This window comes from Sutterella sp. (assembly GCF_030539355.1).
Classification (GTDB): domain Bacteria; phylum Pseudomonadota; class Gammaproteobacteria; order Burkholderiales; family Burkholderiaceae_F; genus Sutterella.
The window spans coordinates 1-16,639 of the sequence record NZ_JAUNSF010000064.1; the positions used below are offsets into that span (position 1 = coordinate 1).

Consider the following 16,639-nt stretch of genomic DNA (forward strand, 5'->3'; position numbering starts at 1 on the left):
CGCGAGGGCGGCCACACCGTCGGCGCCGGCGTCGTCGCCTCGATCATCGAGTAATGATCACTTCCAGTCACGGCGGTTTCGGCCGCCGTTGAATGGAGTCGCAGGGGTATAGCTCAATCGGCAGAGCGACGGTCTCCAAAACCGTAGGTTGAGGGTTCGATTCCTTCTGCCCCTGCCACAGACAAGGAAAAGCCAGGACTGGGAAACCAAGCCTGGCTTTTCTCTTTGCGGCGAAAAAAAGAAAAAGCCGCCCCGGGAGATGCATGCCCGGTGAAAAGCCGGTAAAATTGCCTGCTATTTTTCGACACGCCCCGCAAGAGATGCGGAAGCAGCGCGCCGGGTCTCTCCGGCGTGTTCCGCGCGGGAGATCTGGATTCAGTTCATGAGAACTCAAGAAGTTGAAACGGTTTCGAACAAGAGCGATCTCGTTCTTGTCACGCTTGCCGCCCTGGCGGCGATCGCCGGCGTCGTGGCCTTCGCGCTCCTTTCCGAGCAGGCTCTCGCCGTGCGCCTCGGCGCTCTCGCCGGCGGCTTTGTCGTCGCGATCGGCCTCGCCTGGCTGAGCCCCTCGGGCAAGCGCTTCCTCGCCTACGGTCAGCAGTCCTATGAGGAACTGCGCCGCGTGGTGTGGCCGACCCGCAAGGAGACGCTCAACACCACCGGTCTCGTGATGGCCTTCGTCGTCATCATGGCCTTCTTCCTCTTCTTCTGCGACCTGATCATCGAATGGGGACTCTATGACGTCCTCCTTCGCATCACGCTCTAACGAGACCTGACAGAGAGAGGACACAAGCCATGGCACAGGAAGGCAACACCCCCACCATGCAGTGGTACACGCTGCATGTCTATTCCTCGATGGAAAAGAGCGTGAAGAACGCTCTCGAGGAGCGCATCCGCCAGAGCGGCGAGCTCGCCGCGAGCTTCGGCCAGGTGCTGCTCCCGATCGAGAAGGTGCACGAGATCCGCAACGGCCGCAAGGTCACGAGCGAGCGCCGCATGTACCCGGGCTACGTCTTCATCGAGATGGTGATGAACGACGCGACCTGGCATCTCGTCAACAACACGCCGCGCGTCATTGAATTCCTCGGCAACAACAACCCGGTCGCGCTCTCGCCCGCCGAGGTCGAGAACATCCTCAACGCCGCGGAGATGAGCGCCGAGAAGCCCCGTCCGAAGATCGAGTTCGAGGTGGGCGAGACCATCCGCGTCAAGTCGGGTGCGTTCAAGGACTTCCAGGGCCGTGTCGAAGGCGTCGACTACGACAAGAGCCGCCTCAACGTGTTCGTGTCGATCTTCGGCCGCGACACGCCGGTCGACCTCGCCTTCAACGAGGTCGAGAAGATCTAAAAATTTTTCAGAGGTTGCGGTTGCACACCGGATTTCATAGGTGTATAGTCGCGCTTCTCTGTTTTCAACCAACTGGGGAGCCGCACGGGACCATGACGGTCCGCGGCGATCGAACCCAATAGGAATTAAGCCAAATGGCAAAGAAAATCGTCGGCTTTATCAAGCTGCAGGTTCCTGCCGGCAAGGCGAACCCCTCGCCTCCCATCGGCCCGGCCCTCGGTCAGCGCGGCCTGAACATCATGGAGTTCTGCAAGGCGTTCAACGCCAAGACGCAGGGCGTTGAGCCGGGTCTTCCGATCCCGGTCGTCATCACGGCCTATGCGGACAAGAGCTTCACGTTCATCATGAAGACGCCGCCGGCCACCATCCTCATCAAGAAGGCGGCCAAGATTCAGAAGGGTTCCGCGCGTCCGCACACCGACAAGGTCGGCAAGATCACGCGTGCTCAGGCTGAAGAGATCGCGAAGACGAAGGAGCCGGATCTTACGGCCGCTGACATGGATGCCGCGGTTCGCACGATCGCTGGTTCCGCCCGTTCGATGGGCATCGTTGTGGAGGGTCTCTAAATGGCTAAGCTTACGAAGCGCCAGCAGGCGTTCCAGGGCAAGATCGAGGCCGGCAAGGCCTACTCCGCCCTTGACGCGCTCAACCTCGTTCGCGCCAACGCGACCGCCAAGTTCGATGAGTCCGTCGACGTCGCCGTCCAGCTCGGCATCGATCCCCGCAAGTCCGATCAGGCCGTCCGCGGCGCTGTCGTGATGCCCGAGGGCACCGGCAAGTCCGTCCGCGTCGCCGTCTTCACCCAGGGTGCCAAGGCCGATGAGGCCCGCGCCGCTGGTGCTGACATCGTCGGTTTCGATGACCTCGCCGCCCGCGTCAAGGCCGGTGAACTCGACTTCGACGTCGTGATCGCCTCCCCGGACGCCATGCGTGTCGTCGGCCAGCTCGGTCAGATCCTCGGCCCGCGCGGCCTGATGCCGAACCCGAAGGTCGGCACCGTCACGCCGAACGTCGCCCAGGCTGTCAAGAACGCCAAGGCCGGTCAGGTTCAGTTCCGCGCCGACAAGGCCGGCATCATTCATGCGCCGATCGGCCGCGCCTCCTTCGAGGCTGAGCGTCTGCGCACGAACCTCGCCGCCCTGATCGATCAGCTCAACAAGCTCAAGCCCGCTTCCGCGAAGGGCCAGTACCTCTGCAAGGTGTCTGTCTCCTCCACGATGGGCCCGGGCGTGCGCATTGATGCCGGCACCATCGCTGCGTAATTAAAGTTTTTTCCAGGAGCGGCACTCCTGCAGTGCATTCCCGGACACGGCTCCCTTCCGGGGGAGACGGGGATCCGGGGATGAACCCCGCGAGGGGATGCCCGGAAGCCTTCGGGTTTCCGCGATGCCGTGAGGCATCAAGGGCTTTGGGTGGTCCGGTGAGCGAACCGTGAAAACGAATGAGTTCGCCGGACTGCTGTCAAAGACCGCTGGAGAGCGTGAGTTTCCCTCCCTGATCTCGGAGGTCAGTGAGGCGGGAGAGGGACGCGCTTTTAATTCTCTTGCGCCATTCGTCCGGTGCTTCCGATCCGGACGGAAAGCTCGCCAACAAGAGGTCCAGCGCAGACGGCACCGAAGAGAGACATTGCGTCGTGTTTTACGCCGGGTGTTCCTGCAGACCGAAAGCGGTCAGGGGCATCTGACGCTGCGGACATCGTGTCAAGCTCTCAAGTAGGGTTGCCGGTTAATCGCAACCGGTGTTCCGGTCTTTCACGGACTGGGACATCAATAGTGGAGCCAGACCATGGGTCTTAATCGTGAAGATAAGGCGGCAGTCATTGCGGAGATCTCGGAAGTTGTTTCCAAGTCGTCCGTGATGGTGATCGCTGAGTACCGTGGGCTGACCGTACAGGCCGTCACCAAGCTTCGCGCCGAGGCGCGTAAGAATGGTGTGACGCTGCGTGTTGTCAAGAACACGCTGGTTCGCCGTGCCGTGGAAGGCACGGAGTTTGCCGGACTCGCTGACCAGCTCGCTGGTCCGCTCGTCTATGGCTTCTCCGCCGACCCCGTCGCCGCTGCCAAGGTTCTTGCCAACTTCGCCAAGGACAACGAGAAGCTCGTTCTGAAGGGCGGTGCTATGGCCAACCACGTGATGAACGTGGAAGAGGTCAAGCAGCTCGCCTCGATGCCGAGCCGCGACGAACTCCTTGCCAAGCTGATGGCGACGATGAACGAGCCGATCGCGAAGTTCGTCCGCACCATCAACGAGGTCCCGGCGCGCTTCGTTCGCACCGTGGCCGCTGTGCGCGATGCCAAGGAAAAGGCTGCAGCCTAATTCTTTTTCTTTCCAAACCAATTAAACACTACGTAATACGGAGCTAAAAATGGCCCTTACCAATGAAGAAATCCTTGAGGCGATCGCCTCCAAGACCGTCCTCGAGATCTCCGAGCTCATCAAGATGATGGAGGAGAAGTTCGGTGTCTCCGCCGCCGCCGCCGCCGTCGCCGTCGCTGCCCCGGGCGCTGCCGCTGGTGCCGCCGCCGCTGAGGAGAAGACCGAGTTCGACGTGGTCCTCGAGGCCGCCGGCTCGAACAAGATCGCCTGCATCAAGGCCGTCCGTGAGCTCACGGGCCTTGGCCTCAAGGAGGCGAAGGACCTCGTCGAGGGCGCCCCGAAGGCTGTCAAGGAAGGCCTCCCGAAGGCTGACGCCGAAGCCGCCCAGAAGAAGCTCGAAGAGGCCGGTGCCAAGGTCTCCCTCAAGTAATTCATTGCTTGAACGAGCGTGTGCCGCCGCCGCCTGACAAAGGGCGGCGAGGCACGCTAAGAAGCCTCCGCAAGGAGGCTTTGATCTGACTTTCGCCTGTGAACGCTGATTCATGAGAAAATCAGATCAAAGTCCCCTTCTCTGATGAATTCTTGCAAGACTCTAAAAACTGCAATCGCGCGCCGCGCGGACTCAGACTGCCAGGTCTGAAGTGCCGAGCGGCTTTTCGGCGTCCGCACGCCCACTTCCTCTCCATCATCTAGAAGCCGACTTCTTCCGGTTCATCCTCAATGTCGAACGGAGTCTACATGTCGTACTCGTTCACTGAAAAGAAGCGCATCCGCAAGAGCTTCGCCTCTCGCCCGAGCGTCCTTGAAGTGCCTTCCCTGCTTGATATTCAGCTTCGTTCGTACGAAGACTTCCTGCAGGCCAACGTGAAGCCCGCCGCCCGCAGCGGCAACCTCGGCCTCCAGGCCGCCTTCACCTCGATCTTCCCGATCACGAGCCACAACGGATTCGCCCGGCTGAAGTTCGCCGGATACGATCTCGCTGAACCCGAGTTCGACGTCGCCGAGTGCCAGCTCCGCGGCCTCACCTACTGCAGCCGTCTCCGTGCGAAGATCCGTCTCGAGATCTACGACCGCGAGGCCGTCGAGCCCGAGACCATCAAGGAAATCCGTGAGAACGATGTCTACATGGGCGAAATCCCGCTCATGACCGAGAAGGGATCGTTCATCGTCAACGGCACCGAGCGCGTCATCGTCTCCCAGCTGCACCGCTCCCCCGGCATCTTCTTCGAGCACGACAAGGGCAAGACCCACTCGTCGGGCAAGCTGCTCTTCTCCGCCCGCGTGATTCCCTACCGCGGCTCCTGGCTCGACTTCGAGTTCGACGCGAAGGACATCCTGTACTTCCGCGTTGACCGTCGCCGCAAGATGCCCGGCACGATCCTCCTGAAGGCCATCGGCTACTCGGTCGAGGACATCCTCGCGCGCTTCTTCAAGTTCGACAGCTTCCAGCTCCTCAAGAGCGGCGCGAAGCTGCCGGTCGTGCCCGAGCGCCTGAAGGGCCAGACGATGAGCTTTGACATCGTCGACGGCGAGGGCAACGTCATCGTCCCGCACGACAAGCGCGTCACCGCCAAGCACATCCGTGAGATCGGCAAGGCCAAGGTCACGGCCATCGCCGTGCCCGACGACTATCTGCTCGGCCGCGTCATCGCGAAGAACATCGTTGACGAGGAGACCGGCGAGATCATCGTCGAGGCCAACACGGAGCTCACCGAGGATCTGCTCGCGAAGCTCCGCGAGATGCGCGTGCGCAAGTTCGACACGCTCTTCACGAACGAGCTCGACCACGGCGCCTACATCTCGAACACCCTGCGCATGGACGACACGCCGGACCAGTTCAACGCGCGCGTCGCGATCTACCGCATGATGCGCCCGGGCGAGCCGCCCACGGAGGAAGCCGTCGAGACGCTCTTCGACCGCCTCTTCTTTGACGCCGACGCCTACGATCTGTCGCGCGTCGGCCGCATGAAGGTCAACGCCCGCTTCGGCCGCGCCTCGAGCGAGGGCGAGCGCACCCTGACGAAGGAGGACATCGTCGACACGATGGCCATGCTCGTCGCGCTTCGCAACGGCCAGGACGAGGTCGAGCTCGTTGATGCCAACGGCGAGGTCCGCGTCTGCAACGTCAACGGCGTCGATGACATCGACCACCTCGGCAACCGCCGCGTCCGCTGCGTCGGCGAGCTCGCCGAGAATCAGTTCCGCGCCGGTCTCGTGCGCGTTGAGCGCGCCGTCAAGGAGCGCCTCAACCAGGCCGAGAGCGACGGTCTCACCCCGCAGGACCTGATCAACTCGAAGCCGATCTCCGCCGCGATCCGCGAGTTCTTCGGCTCGAGCCAGCTCTCGCAGTTCATGGACCAGACGAACCCGCTCTCCGAGATCACGCACAAGCGCCGCATCTCGGCTCTCGGCCCGGGCGGTCTGACCCGCGAGCGCGCCGGCTTCGAGGTCCGCGACGTGCACTCGACCCACTACGGCCGCGTGTGCCCGATCGAGACGCCTGAAGGTCCGAACATCGGTCTGATCAACTCGCTCGCCCTGTACGCGCGCCTGAACGAGTACGGCTTCCTCGAGACGCCGTACCGCAAGGTGATCGACGGCAAGGCGACGAAGGAAATCCACTACCTCTCCGCCATCGAGGAAGGCAAGTACGTCATCGCCCAGGCCAACGCCGACATGGACGATGAGGGCCGCCTCACGCAGGAGCTCGTCAGTGCCCGTGACAACGGTGAGACGATCCTCGCCTCGCCCGACCGCATCCAGTACATGGACGTCGCCCCGACGCAGATCGTTTCCTGCGCCGCGGCCCTGATTCCGTTCCTTGAGCACGATGACGCGAACCGCGCGCTGATGGGCGCGAACATGCAGCGTCAGGGCGTTCCCTGCCTCCGTCCGGAGAAGCCGGTCGTCGGCACGGGCATCGAGCGCACGGTCGCCGTTGACTCGAAGACCGCCGTCCAGGCCCGCCGCGGCGGCGTCGTCGACTATGTCGACGCGAACCGCGTCGTTATCCGTGTGAACGACGAGGAGTCGGTCGCCGGCGAGACGGGCGTGGACATCTACAACCTGCAGAAGTTCACCCGCTCGAACCAGTCGACGAACATCAACCAGCGTCCGATCGTCGTGAAGGGCGATCATGTCGCCGTCGGCGACGTCCTCGCGGACGGCGCCTCGACCGACACGGGCGAGCTCGCGCTCGGCCAGAACATGCTGATCGCGTTCATGCCGTGGAACGGCTACAACTACGAGGACTCGGTGCTCATCAGCGAGCGCGTCGTCGCCGACGACCGCTACACGTCGATCCACATCGAGGAGCTCTCGGTTGTCTCGCGCGACACCAAGCTCGGGCCTGAGGAAATCACCCGCGACATCTCGAACCTCGCCGAGACGCAGCTCTCGCGTCTCGATGACTCCGGCATCGTCTTCATCGGCGCCGAGGTCAAGGCGGGCGACGTGCTCGTCGGCAAGGTCACGCCGAAGGGCGAGACCCAGCTCACGCCTGAGGAGAAGCTCCTGCGCGTGATCTTCGGCGAGAAGGCGAGCGACGTGAAGGACACCTCGCTGCGCGTCCCGTCCGGCATGACCGGCACCGTGATCGACGTCCAGGTCTTCACGCGCGACGGCGTCAAGCGCGACAAGCGCGCCGACAGCATCATCGCCGAGGCCCTGAAGCGCTATCGCCGCGACCTTGATGACCAGCTGCGCATCGTCGAGCGCGACTCCTTCGACCGTCTGCGTCGTCAGCTCGCCGGCCACAAGGTCGTCGCGACGATGCAGCTCGAGGGGCTGCCCGCCGACGGCGTGCTCACGCCCGAGTTCCTCGCCGGCGTGCAGGGCTACGACCTCTTCTCGCTCCGCATGGACGAGGAGGAGGCCCAGCACTTCATCGAGCTCACGAAGCAGGCCATCGAGCACACCCGCGAAGACAACAACAAGAAGTTCGAGATCAAGACCAACAAGCTCACCCGCGGCGACGAACTCCCGCCGGGCGTGCTCAAGATGGTCAAGGTCTACATCGCCGAGCGCCGTCGTCTCCAGCCCGGTGACAAGATGGCCGGCCGTCACGGCAACAAGGGCGTGGTCTCCAAGATCTGCCCGGTCGAGGACATGCCGTACATGGCTGACGGCCGTCCCGCCGACATCGTGCTGAACCCGCTCGGCGTGCCGTCCCGTATGAACATCGGTCAGGTTCTCGAGGTTCACCTCGGCTGGGCCGCCAAGGGCATCGGCTGGCGCATCGAGCAGATGCTCAAGACCGAGCAGGTCCGTCAGATCCGCGCGTTCCTCAACGAGGTCTACAACCGCACGGGCAAGCACGAGGATCTCGACAGCCTCACGGACGAGGAGCTCATGCGCATGGCCCGCAACCTCCAGAACGGCGTGCCGTTCGCCACGCCGGTCTTTGACGGCGCGAGCGAGGAGCAGATCCGCATGATGCTCGACCTCGCCTTCCCGGATGAGGAGGCCGCGCGCCTGCAGCTCACGCCCTCGAAGACCCAGGCGACCCTCTACGACGGCCGCACGGGCGAGGCGTTCGAGCGTCCGGTCACTGTGGGCTACATGCACTACCTGAAGCTGCACCACCTCGTCGACGACAAGATGCACGCCCGCTCCACGGGTCCGTACTCGCTCGTCACGCAGCAGCCTCTGGGCGGCAAGGCGCAGTTCGGCGGCCAGCGCTTCGGCGAAATGGAAGTCTGGGCTCTCGAGGCCTACGGCGCCGCCTATGTGCTGCAGGAAATGCTCACGGTCAAGTCCGACGACGTCAACGGCCGCACGAAGGTCTACGAGAACATCGTCAAGGGCGAACACAAGATTGAAGCCGGCATGCCGGAGTCCTTCAACGTGCTCGTGAAGGAAATCAGGTCGCTCGGCATTGACATCGACCTCGTCAAGAACTAAGAGAGGATTTAAGCGAAATGAATTCTGCGCTTAATGACATTTTCAATCAGGTCCAGAAGGACGAGCATTTCGATGCGATCCGCATCGGCCTCGCGAGCCCTGACAAGATCCACTCCTGGTCCTTCGGCGAAGTCAAGAAGCCGGAGACGATCAACTACCGCACCCAGAAGCCTGAGCGCGACGGCCTCTTCTGCGCCAAGATCTTCGGACCGGTCAAGGACTACGAGTGCCTCTGCGGCAAGTACAAGCGTCTGAAGAACCGCGGCGTCATCTGCGAGAAGTGCGGCGTCGAGGTGACGCTCGCCAAGGTGCGCCGCGAGCGCATGGGTCACATTGACCTCGCGAGCCCGGTCGCCCACATCTGGTTCCTGAAGAGCCTGCCCTCCCGCATGGGCATGGTGCTTGACATCCCGCTGCGCGACATCGAGCGCGTGCTTTACTTCGAAGCCTACATCGTCGTCGATCCGGGCCTCTCCACGCTCAGCCGCGGCCAGCTCCTCAACGAGGAGGAGTTCATCTCGAAGACCGCCGAGTTCGGCGACGACTTCAAGGCCATGATGGGCGCCGAGGCGATCGGTGAGCTCCTGCGCACGATCGACATCGACAGCGAGGTCACGCAGCTCCGTCAGGAGCTCGCCGAGACGAACTCCGAGGCGAAGATCAAGAAGTACGCCAAGCGCCTCAAGGTGCTTGAGGGCTTCCAGCGCTCGGGCATCAAGCCCGAGTGGATGATCATGACGGTCCTCCCGGTGCTCCCGCCCGACCTGCGCCCGCTCGTGGCGCTCGACGGCGGCCGCTTCGCGACCTCGGATCTGAACGATCTCTATCGTCGCGTCATCAACCGCAACAACCGCCTGAAGCGCCTCCTCGAGATCAAGGCTCCGGACATCATCGTGCGCAACGAGAAGCGCATGCTGCAGGAAGCCGTGGACTCGCTCCTTGACAACGGCCGCCGCGGCAAGGCGATGACCGGTGCCAACAAGCGCCCGCTCAAGTCGCTCGCCGACATGATCAAGGGCAAGAGCGGCCGCTTCCGTCAGAACCTGCTCGGCAAGCGCGTCGACTACTCCGGCCGTTCCGTGATCACGGTCGGTCCGGAACTGCGTCTGCACCAGTGCGGCGTGCCGAAGCTGATGGCGCTTGAGCTCTTCAAGCCCTTCATCTTCAACAAGCTCGTCCTGCGCGGTCTCGCCCCGACGCCGAAGGCTGCCAAGAAGATGGTCGAGAACCAGGAAGAGGTGGTCTGGGACATCCTCGAGGAGGTGATCTTCGAGCACCCGGTCATGCTCAACCGCGCCCCGACCCTGCACCGCCTCGGTATTCAGGCGTTCGAGCCGAAGCTGATCGAAGGCAAGGCCATGCAGCTCCATCCGCTCGTCTGCTCGGCGTTCAACGCTGACTTCGACGGCGACCAGATGGCCATCCACGTGCCGCTCTCGCTTGAGGCGCAGCTCGAGGCCCGCGGCCTGATGATGAGCTCGAACAACGTGCTCTTCCCGGCGAACGGCGATCCGTCGATCGTTCCGTCGCAGGACATGGTGCTCGGTCTTTACTACGCGACCCGCGAGAAGATCAACGGCAAGGGCGAGGGCATGTTCTTCGCCGACGTCGCCGAGGTCCAGCGCGCCTGGGACAACGGCGTGGTCGAACTGCAGACCCGCTGCACGGTCCGTATCCAGGAATATTCGGTGAACCGCGAGACCGGTGAGAAGACCCCGAAGATCGTCCGTTACGAGACGACCGTCGGCCGTGCGCTCCTCTCCGAGATCCTTCCGGTGGGCATGAGCTTCAAGGAGCTCAACATCACCCTGAAGAAGAAGGAGATCGCGAAGCTGATCAACCGCTGCTTCCGCGTCTGCGGCCTGCGTGCGACCGTGATCTTCGCCGACAAGTTGAAGGACAACGGCTACCGTCTGTCGACGCGCGCCGGCATCTCCATCTGCGTGGGCGACATGAAGGTCCCCGCCCAGAAGGAAGGCCTCGTGCGCGCCGCCGAGCAGGAAGTCAAGGAGATCGAGGCCCAGTACACCCAGGGTCTCGTCACCCAGGGCGAGCGCTACAACAAGGTGGTCGATATCTGGGGCCGCACGTCCGATCAGGTCGGCAAGGTGATGATGCAGGAGCTCTCGAGCGAGCCCACCATCGACCGTCACGGCCGCAAGGTTTCCCAGGAATCCTTCAACAGCGTCTACATGATGGCTGACTCGGGCGCCCGCGGTTCCGCGGCCCAGATCCGCCAGCTTGCCGGCATGCGCGGCCTGATGGCCAAGCCTGACGGCTCGATCATTGAGACGCCGATCACGGCGAACTTCCGTGAAGGCCTCAACGTTCTGCAGTACTTCATCTCGACCCACGGCGCCCGCAAGGGCCTCGCGGACACGGCTCTGAAGACCGCGAACTCCGGTTACCTGACCCGTCGTCTCGTCGACGTCACGCAGGATCTCGTGGTCGTCGAGGACGACTGCGGCACCACGAACGGCGTCGAGATGCGCGCCCTCGTCGAGGGCGGTGAGGTGATCCAGGCCCTGCGCGACCGCATCCTCGGCCGCGTCACGGCCACCGACGTGATCAATCCGGACAGCCATGAGGTGATCGTCACCGCCGGCACGCTGATCGACGAGTCGATCTGCGACAAGCTCGACGAGCTCGGCATCGACATGGTCAAGGTCCGCACGCCGCTCACCTGCGACACGCGCTACGGCCTCTGCGCCAAGTGCTACGGCCGCGACCTCGGCCGCGGCTCGCTCGTCAACGCCGGCGAGTCCGTCGGCGTCATCGCCGCTCAGTCGATCGGCGAGCCGGGCACGCAGCTCACGATGCGTACGTTCCACATCGGCGGCGCGGCTTCGCGCGCTGCCGTCGCGTCGAGCGTCGAGGCGAAGTCCGCCGGCACGATCAGCTTCACGGATGCGATGCGCTTCGTGCAGTCCTCGAAGGGCGAGCTCGTCGTGATCTCCCGCTCGGGCGAGATCGTGATCACGGATCACGGCCGCGAGCGTGAGCGTCACAAGGTTCCGTACGGCGCCGTGCTCAAGGTCGAGGCCGGTCAGACGATCAAGGCGGGCGTGCAGCTCGCCACCTGGGATCCGATGACCCGTCCGATTATCACGGAGTACGCCGGCCGCGTGAAGTTCGAGAACGTCATCGAGAACGTCACCGTCATGAACCAGGTCGACGAGGTCACGGGTCTTTCGAGCCTCGTGGTCATCGACCCGAAGAAGGCCACCGGCAAGGGCGCCAAGGCGAATGCCGCCGGCATTCTCCGTCCTCTCGTCCACCTCATCGATGAGGAAGGCAACGAGGTGAAGATTCCGGGCACCGAGCACGCCGTGACGATTCAGCTGCCTGTGGGCGCCTTCGTGGTCGTCCGCGACGGCCAGGACATCGGCATGGGCGAGGTGCTTGCCCGCATCCCGACCGAGTCGCAGAAGACCCGAGACATCACGGGCGGTCTGCCGCGAGTCGCCGAGCTCTTCGAGGCCCGCAGCCCGAAGGACGCCGGCATGCTCGCCGAGGTGACCGGCACGGTGACCTTCGGCAAGGAGACGAAGGGCAAGCAGCGCCTCGTGATCACCGATCGCGACGGCAACGCCGTCGAGACCCTCATCAGCAAGGACAAGACCGTGCTCGTCCATGACGGCCAGGTCGTCCAGAAGGGTGAGGAGATCGTCGAGGGTCCGGTCGATCCGCATGACATCCTCCGCCTGCTCGGCATTGAGGAACTCGCGCGCTACATCGTTGACGAAGTCCAGGACGTCTACCGTCTGCAGGGCGTGAAGATCAACGACAAGCACATCGAGGTCATCGTCCGCCAGATGCTCCGCCGCGTCCAGATCACCGATCCGGGCGACACGAAGTTCATCCAGGGCGAGCAGGTCGAGCGCTCCGAGATGCTCGACGAGAACGACCGCGTCAAGGAGCTCGGCAAGCGTCCGGCGCTCTACGACAACGTGCTCCTCGGCATCACGAAGGCCTCGCTCTCGACCGACAGCTTCATCTCCGCGGCCTCCTTCCAGGAGACGACCCGCGTGCTGACCGAGGCTGCCATCATGGGCAAGCGCGACGACCTCCGCGGTCTGAAGGAGAACGTGATCGTCGGCCGTCTGATCCCGGCCGGCACCGGTCTCGCCTACCATCAGGCCCACAAGGCCCAGGAACTCGCCGAACGTCTCGAGCGCGAGACCCAGGCGAACGATGAGCCGATCTCCGAGGCCGAGGCCGCCGCCGAAGCCGAGGAAGACTCCGGTCTCACCCGTGCGGCTGACGCCAATCCGTTCGCCTTCATCGACCACAAGGCCGCTGAAGTCCCGGCGGAGGACCCCGCCCTCAAGGGCGGCAAGGCGCTCGACGAGCAGCTCGCGAAGGACAAGCTTGAGGAGTAACTCCGGTTACCGCCCCAGGCGAAGCGCCCGCCGGTGATTCCGCCGGCGGAGCTTCAAGCAAGAGCGGCCCCTGACGGGGCCGCTTTTTTGCACGCAAAACCGGGCCCCGTCGCTTGACACAGAGCGGGGTTCTGGACGAAAATCACACGTCTTTACGGGGCGACTTGACCTCACCAAATCCCCAAATCGCCTGTGCGACAGGGGTGTTCGGGGAGAATAGGGCTCCGGAAAGACTCTAGGACTACGGTGTTCCGGCACATCGCCGGGACGCTATTTTTTATTTAGACGGACAATATGCCTACTATCAATCAGCTGGTTCGCAAGCCCCGTGAGCTCACGCACGAGAAGAGCAAGAGCCCGGCTCTTAAGAACTGCCCCCAGAAGCGCGGCGTCTGCACCCGCGTTTACACCACGACCCCGAAGAAGCCGAACTCGGCTCTCCGTAAGGTCGCCAAGGTTCGCCTCACCAACGGCTTCGAGGTCATCTCCTACATCGGCGGCGAAGGCCACAACCTGCAGGAGCACTCCGTTGTGCTCATCCGCGGCGGCCGTGTGAAGGATCTTCCTGGCGTGCGTTACCACATCGTGCGCGGCTCCCTCGATACGCAGGGCGTCAAGGACCGCAAGCAGGCCCGTTCCAAGTACGGCGCGAAGCGCCCGAAGGCGGCCTAATAAGGCTTCGCGGCAACAGCCGGAAGCGAACGGCCTCTCGAGGCCGTAGTAAGTCGCGGACGCTCAGTCCGCAATCAAAAAATCCAAAGCGCGCAGTCCCGTTTTTCATTAGCAGGGGGCTGAACCCCTGAGGGGAAGCAGCGCGCAAGACTGAAGTTACGAAAGAGGAATCAAATGCCCCGTCGTCGCGAAGTACCGAAACGCGAAATCCTGCCGGATCCGAAGTTCGGCAGCGTTGAAGTTACCAAGTTCATTAATGTGATCATGCTCGATGGCAAGAAGTCGGTTGCGGAACGCATCGTCTACGGCGCCTTCGCGCAGATCGAAGAGAAGACCGGCAAGAGCGCCCTGGAAGTCTTCAATGACGCCATCAACAATGTCCGTCCGCTGGTGGAGGTCAAGTCCCGCCGCGTCGGTGGCGCCAACTACCAGGTCCCTGTTGAGGTCCGTCCGGTCCGCCGCCTCGCGCTCGCGATGCGCTGGCTCCGTGAGTCGGCCAAGAGCCGCTCCGAGAAGTCGATGCCGCAGCGTCTTGCCGGTGAGCTCCTCGACGCCGCCGAGAACCGTGGCGGTGCCGTGAAGAAGCGCGATGAAGTCCATCGTATGGCCGAAGCCAACAAGGCCTTCTCGCACTTCCGCTTCTAACCGCTTTTACTCCGCACGGCCCCTCCGGGGGCTCGTGCGGCGCACTTTGAGAGGAACCTTAAATGGCTCGTCAAACTCCGATTTCGCGTTATCGCAATATCGGTATTTCCGCTCACATCGACGCGGGCAAGACCACCACGACCGAACGCATCCTGTTCTACACGGGCGTCAACCACAAGATCGGCGAAGTGCATGACGGCGCTGCGACGATGGACTGGATGGAGCAGGAACAGGAGCGCGGCATCACCATCACGTCCGCTGCCACGACCTGCTTCTGGCGCGGCATGGAGATGCAGTGGGAACCGTATCGCCTGAACATCATTGACACCCCGGGCCACGTCGACTTCACCGTTGAGGTGGAGCGCTCGATGCGCGTGCTCGACGGCGCCTGCATGGTGTACTGCGCCGTGGGCGGCGTCCAGCCGCAGTCCGAGACCGTCTGGCGTCAGGCCAACAAGTACCACGTGCCCCGTCTCGCGTTCGTCAACAAGATGGACCGCACGGGCGCGAACTTCTTCAAGGTCTATGACCAGATGAAGAAGCGCCTGAACGGCAACCCCGTCCCGGTCGTCATTCCTATCGGTGCCGAGGACACGTTCGCCGGCGTCGTTGACCTTCTCAAGATGAAGGCCATCATCTGGGACGACAAGACCCAGGGCATGAAGTTCTCCTACGAGGACATCCCCGCCGAGCTCGTCGACTCCGCCAACGAGTGGCGCGAGAAGATGATCGAGTCCGCCGCCGAGGCCAACGAGGAACTGATGAACAAGTACCTCGAAGAGGGCGAGCTCTCCGAGGAGGAGATCATCGCCGGTCTCCGTCAGCGCACGATCGCCTGCGAAATCCAGCCGATGCTCTGCGGCACCGCCTTCAAGAACAAGGGCGTCCAGCGCATGCTCGACGCCGTCGTCCAGTTCCTGCCGGCCCCGACGGACATCCCGCCGGTCCCGGGCTTCGACCTCGACGACAAGGAGTGCACCCGTGAGGCCAGCGACGACGCTCCGTTCGCCGCCCTCGCCTTCAAGATCATGACCGATCCGTACGTGGGCCAGCTCACGTTCCTTCGCGTCTACTCGGGCCTCCTCAACTCCGGCGACACCGTTCTCAACTCCGTCAAGGACAACAAGGAACGCATCGGCCGTCTGCTCCAGATGCACGCCAACGAGCGCAAGGAGATCAAGATGGTTGAGGCCGGCGACATCGCCGCCGCCGTGGGCCTGAAGTCGGTCACGACCGGCGACACGCTCTGCGCCCTCGACGCTCCGATCATCCTCGAGCGCATGGAGTTCCCGGAGCCTGTGATTTCGCAGGCCGTCGAGCCCAAGACCAAGGCTGACCAGGAAAAGATGGCCCTCGCCCTCAACCGTCTCGCCCAGGAGGATCCGTCCTTCCGCGTGCGCACCGACGAGGAGTCCGGCCAGACCATCATCTCCGGCATGGGTGAGCTCCACCTTGAGATTCTCGTTGACCGCATGAAGCGCGAGTTCAACGTTGAGGCGACCGTCGGCAAGCCCCAGGTGGCTTACCGCGAGACGATCCGCTCGACGGTTGAGAACGCCGAGTGCAAGTTCGCCAAGCAGTCGGGCGGCCGCGGCCAGTACGGTCACGTCGTCCTCAAGCTTGAGCCGCTCGAACCCGGCAAGGGCTTCGAGTTCGTCGACGCCATCAAGGGCGGTGTGGTTCCCCGTGAATACATCCCGGCCGTTGAGAAGGGCGTCGAGGACACGCTCAAGAGCGGCGTGCTCGCCGGCTTCCCGGTGGTCGACGTCAAGGTGACCCTGCACTTCGGTTCCTACCACGAGGTTGACTCGAACGAAAACGCGTTCAAGATCGCTGCCTCGATGGCCTTCAAGGAAGGTATGCGCAAGGCCAACCCCGTCCTCCTCGAGCCGATCATGGCCGTTGAGGTCGAGACCCCCGAGGAAAAGATGGGCGACGTGATGGGCGACCTTTCGTCCCGCCGCGGCGTCATCCAGGGCATGGAAGACCTGCCCGGCGGCTCGAAGAGCATCAAGGCCGAGGTTCCGCTCGCCGAGATGTTCGGCTACGCCACCCAGCTGCGCTCGCTCACGCAGGGCCGCGCGACCTACACGATGGAGTTCAAGCACTACGCTGAGGCTCCGCGTGCCGTCGCCGAGGCTGTCATCGCTGACAAGACGAAGTAAAATCAGTCGGTTTCCGACCCAAACCTTTTATTTTTCAAGGACTAGAAATGGCCAAGGAAAAATTTGAACGCAAGAAGCCGCACGTGAACGTCGGCACCATCGGTCACGTTGACCACGGCAAGACCACCCTCACGGCTGCCATCACCACGATCCTTTCGAAGCACTTCGGCGGCGAAGCCAAGGCTTACGACCAGATCGACGCGGCTCCTG

General features: G+C 63.2%; 12 protein-coding genes and 1 tRNA gene. All 13 read left to right on the forward strand.

Annotation, left to right across the window (positions count from 1 at the left end):
* Nucleotides 1-102 precede the first annotated feature (102 nt).
* Nucleotides 103-178: transfer RNA gene (locus Q4F91_RS09225), tRNA-Trp, on the forward strand.
* 204 nt (nt 179-382) lie between these two features.
* The gene (gene secE / locus Q4F91_RS09230; protein ID WP_303336996.1) at nt 383-766 is read left to right on the forward strand and encodes a preprotein translocase subunit SecE; all 384 of its coding nucleotides are present in this window, start codon (nt 383-385) and stop codon (nt 764-766) included.
* Nucleotides 767-795: 29 nt separating this feature from the next.
* Nucleotides 796-1,347 carry a transcription termination/antitermination protein NusG gene (gene nusG, locus Q4F91_RS09235; RefSeq protein ID WP_303336997.1) on the forward strand — a complete coding sequence of 184 codons (552 nt, stop codon included), beginning with the start codon at nt 796-798 and terminating at the stop codon, nt 1,345-1,347.
* 134 nt (nt 1,348-1,481) lie between these two features.
* Nucleotides 1,482-1,913, forward strand: a complete 432-nt coding sequence (gene rplK / locus Q4F91_RS09240) for a 50S ribosomal protein L11 (RefSeq protein WP_303336999.1) — start codon at nt 1,482-1,484, stop codon at nt 1,911-1,913.
* A complete protein-coding gene (gene rplA / locus Q4F91_RS09245; protein WP_303337001.1) occupies nt 1,914-2,609 on the forward strand; it encodes a 50S ribosomal protein L1 in 696 nt (231 codons plus the stop codon).
* 523 nt (nt 2,610-3,132) lie between these two features.
* Nucleotides 3,133-3,663, forward strand: coding sequence for a 50S ribosomal protein L10 (gene rplJ, locus Q4F91_RS09250; protein WP_303337003.1), 531 nt, complete (start codon nt 3,133-3,135; stop codon nt 3,661-3,663).
* A gap of 49 nt (nt 3,664-3,712) precedes the next feature.
* Nucleotides 3,713-4,093 (forward strand): 50S ribosomal protein L7/L12, encoded by a 381-nt coding sequence (gene rplL / locus Q4F91_RS09255; protein WP_303337005.1) that lies wholly within the window; start codon nt 3,713-3,715, stop codon nt 4,091-4,093.
* A gap of 308 nt (nt 4,094-4,401) precedes the next feature.
* Complete coding sequence (rpoB, locus tag Q4F91_RS09260; RefSeq protein ID WP_303337020.1) at nt 4,402-8,565, forward strand: DNA-directed RNA polymerase subunit beta; 4,164 nt, start codon at nt 4,402-4,404, stop codon at nt 8,563-8,565.
* A gap of 17 nt (nt 8,566-8,582) precedes the next feature.
* A complete protein-coding gene (rpoC, locus tag Q4F91_RS09265) occupies nt 8,583-12,947 on the forward strand; it encodes a DNA-directed RNA polymerase subunit beta' (RefSeq protein ID WP_303337008.1) in 4,365 nt (1,454 codons plus the stop codon).
* 294 nt (nt 12,948-13,241) lie between these two features.
* Nucleotides 13,242-13,619 (forward strand): 30S ribosomal protein S12, encoded by a 378-nt coding sequence (rpsL, locus tag Q4F91_RS09270; protein WP_303337011.1) that lies wholly within the window; start codon nt 13,242-13,244, stop codon nt 13,617-13,619.
* 174 nt (nt 13,620-13,793) lie between these two features.
* Nucleotides 13,794-14,264: a 30S ribosomal protein S7 gene (gene rpsG, locus Q4F91_RS09275; RefSeq protein ID WP_303337014.1), complete on the forward strand. Its 471-nt coding sequence runs from the start codon at nt 13,794-13,796 to the stop codon at nt 14,262-14,264.
* 62 nt (nt 14,265-14,326) lie between these two features.
* Nucleotides 14,327-16,429 (forward strand): elongation factor G, encoded by a 2,103-nt coding sequence (fusA, locus tag Q4F91_RS09280; RefSeq protein WP_303337018.1) that lies wholly within the window; start codon nt 14,327-14,329, stop codon nt 16,427-16,429.
* A gap of 47 nt (nt 16,430-16,476) precedes the next feature.
* Nucleotides 16,477-16,639, forward strand: a 163-nt coding sequence (locus Q4F91_RS09285) for a GTP-binding protein (RefSeq protein ID WP_303333843.1), incomplete at its 3' end; no start/stop codon positions are given.

Coding starts and splice junctions, on each gene's coding strand:
- rpsG (WP_303337014.1), top strand. CDS start 13,794: ATGCCCCGTCGTCGCGAAGTACCGAAACGCGAAATCCTGCCGGATCCG.
- fusA (WP_303337018.1), top strand. CDS start 14,327: ATGGCTCGTCAAACTCCGATTTCGCGTTATCGCAATATCGGTATTTCC.
- rplJ (WP_303337003.1), top strand. CDS start 3,133: ATGGGTCTTAATCGTGAAGATAAGGCGGCAGTCATTGCGGAGATCTCG.
- nusG (WP_303336997.1), top strand. CDS start 796: ATGGCACAGGAAGGCAACACCCCCACCATGCAGTGGTACACGCTGCAT.
- rpoC (WP_303337008.1), top strand. CDS start 8,583: ATGAATTCTGCGCTTAATGACATTTTCAATCAGGTCCAGAAGGACGAG.
- rplK (WP_303336999.1), top strand. CDS start 1,482: ATGGCAAAGAAAATCGTCGGCTTTATCAAGCTGCAGGTTCCTGCCGGC.
- secE (WP_303336996.1), top strand. CDS start 383: ATGAGAACTCAAGAAGTTGAAACGGTTTCGAACAAGAGCGATCTCGTT.
- rpoB (WP_303337020.1), top strand. CDS start 4,402: ATGTCGTACTCGTTCACTGAAAAGAAGCGCATCCGCAAGAGCTTCGCC.
- rpsL (WP_303337011.1), top strand. CDS start 13,242: ATGCCTACTATCAATCAGCTGGTTCGCAAGCCCCGTGAGCTCACGCAC.
- rplA (WP_303337001.1), top strand. CDS start 1,914: ATGGCTAAGCTTACGAAGCGCCAGCAGGCGTTCCAGGGCAAGATCGAG.
- rplL (WP_303337005.1), top strand. CDS start 3,713: ATGGCCCTTACCAATGAAGAAATCCTTGAGGCGATCGCCTCCAAGACC.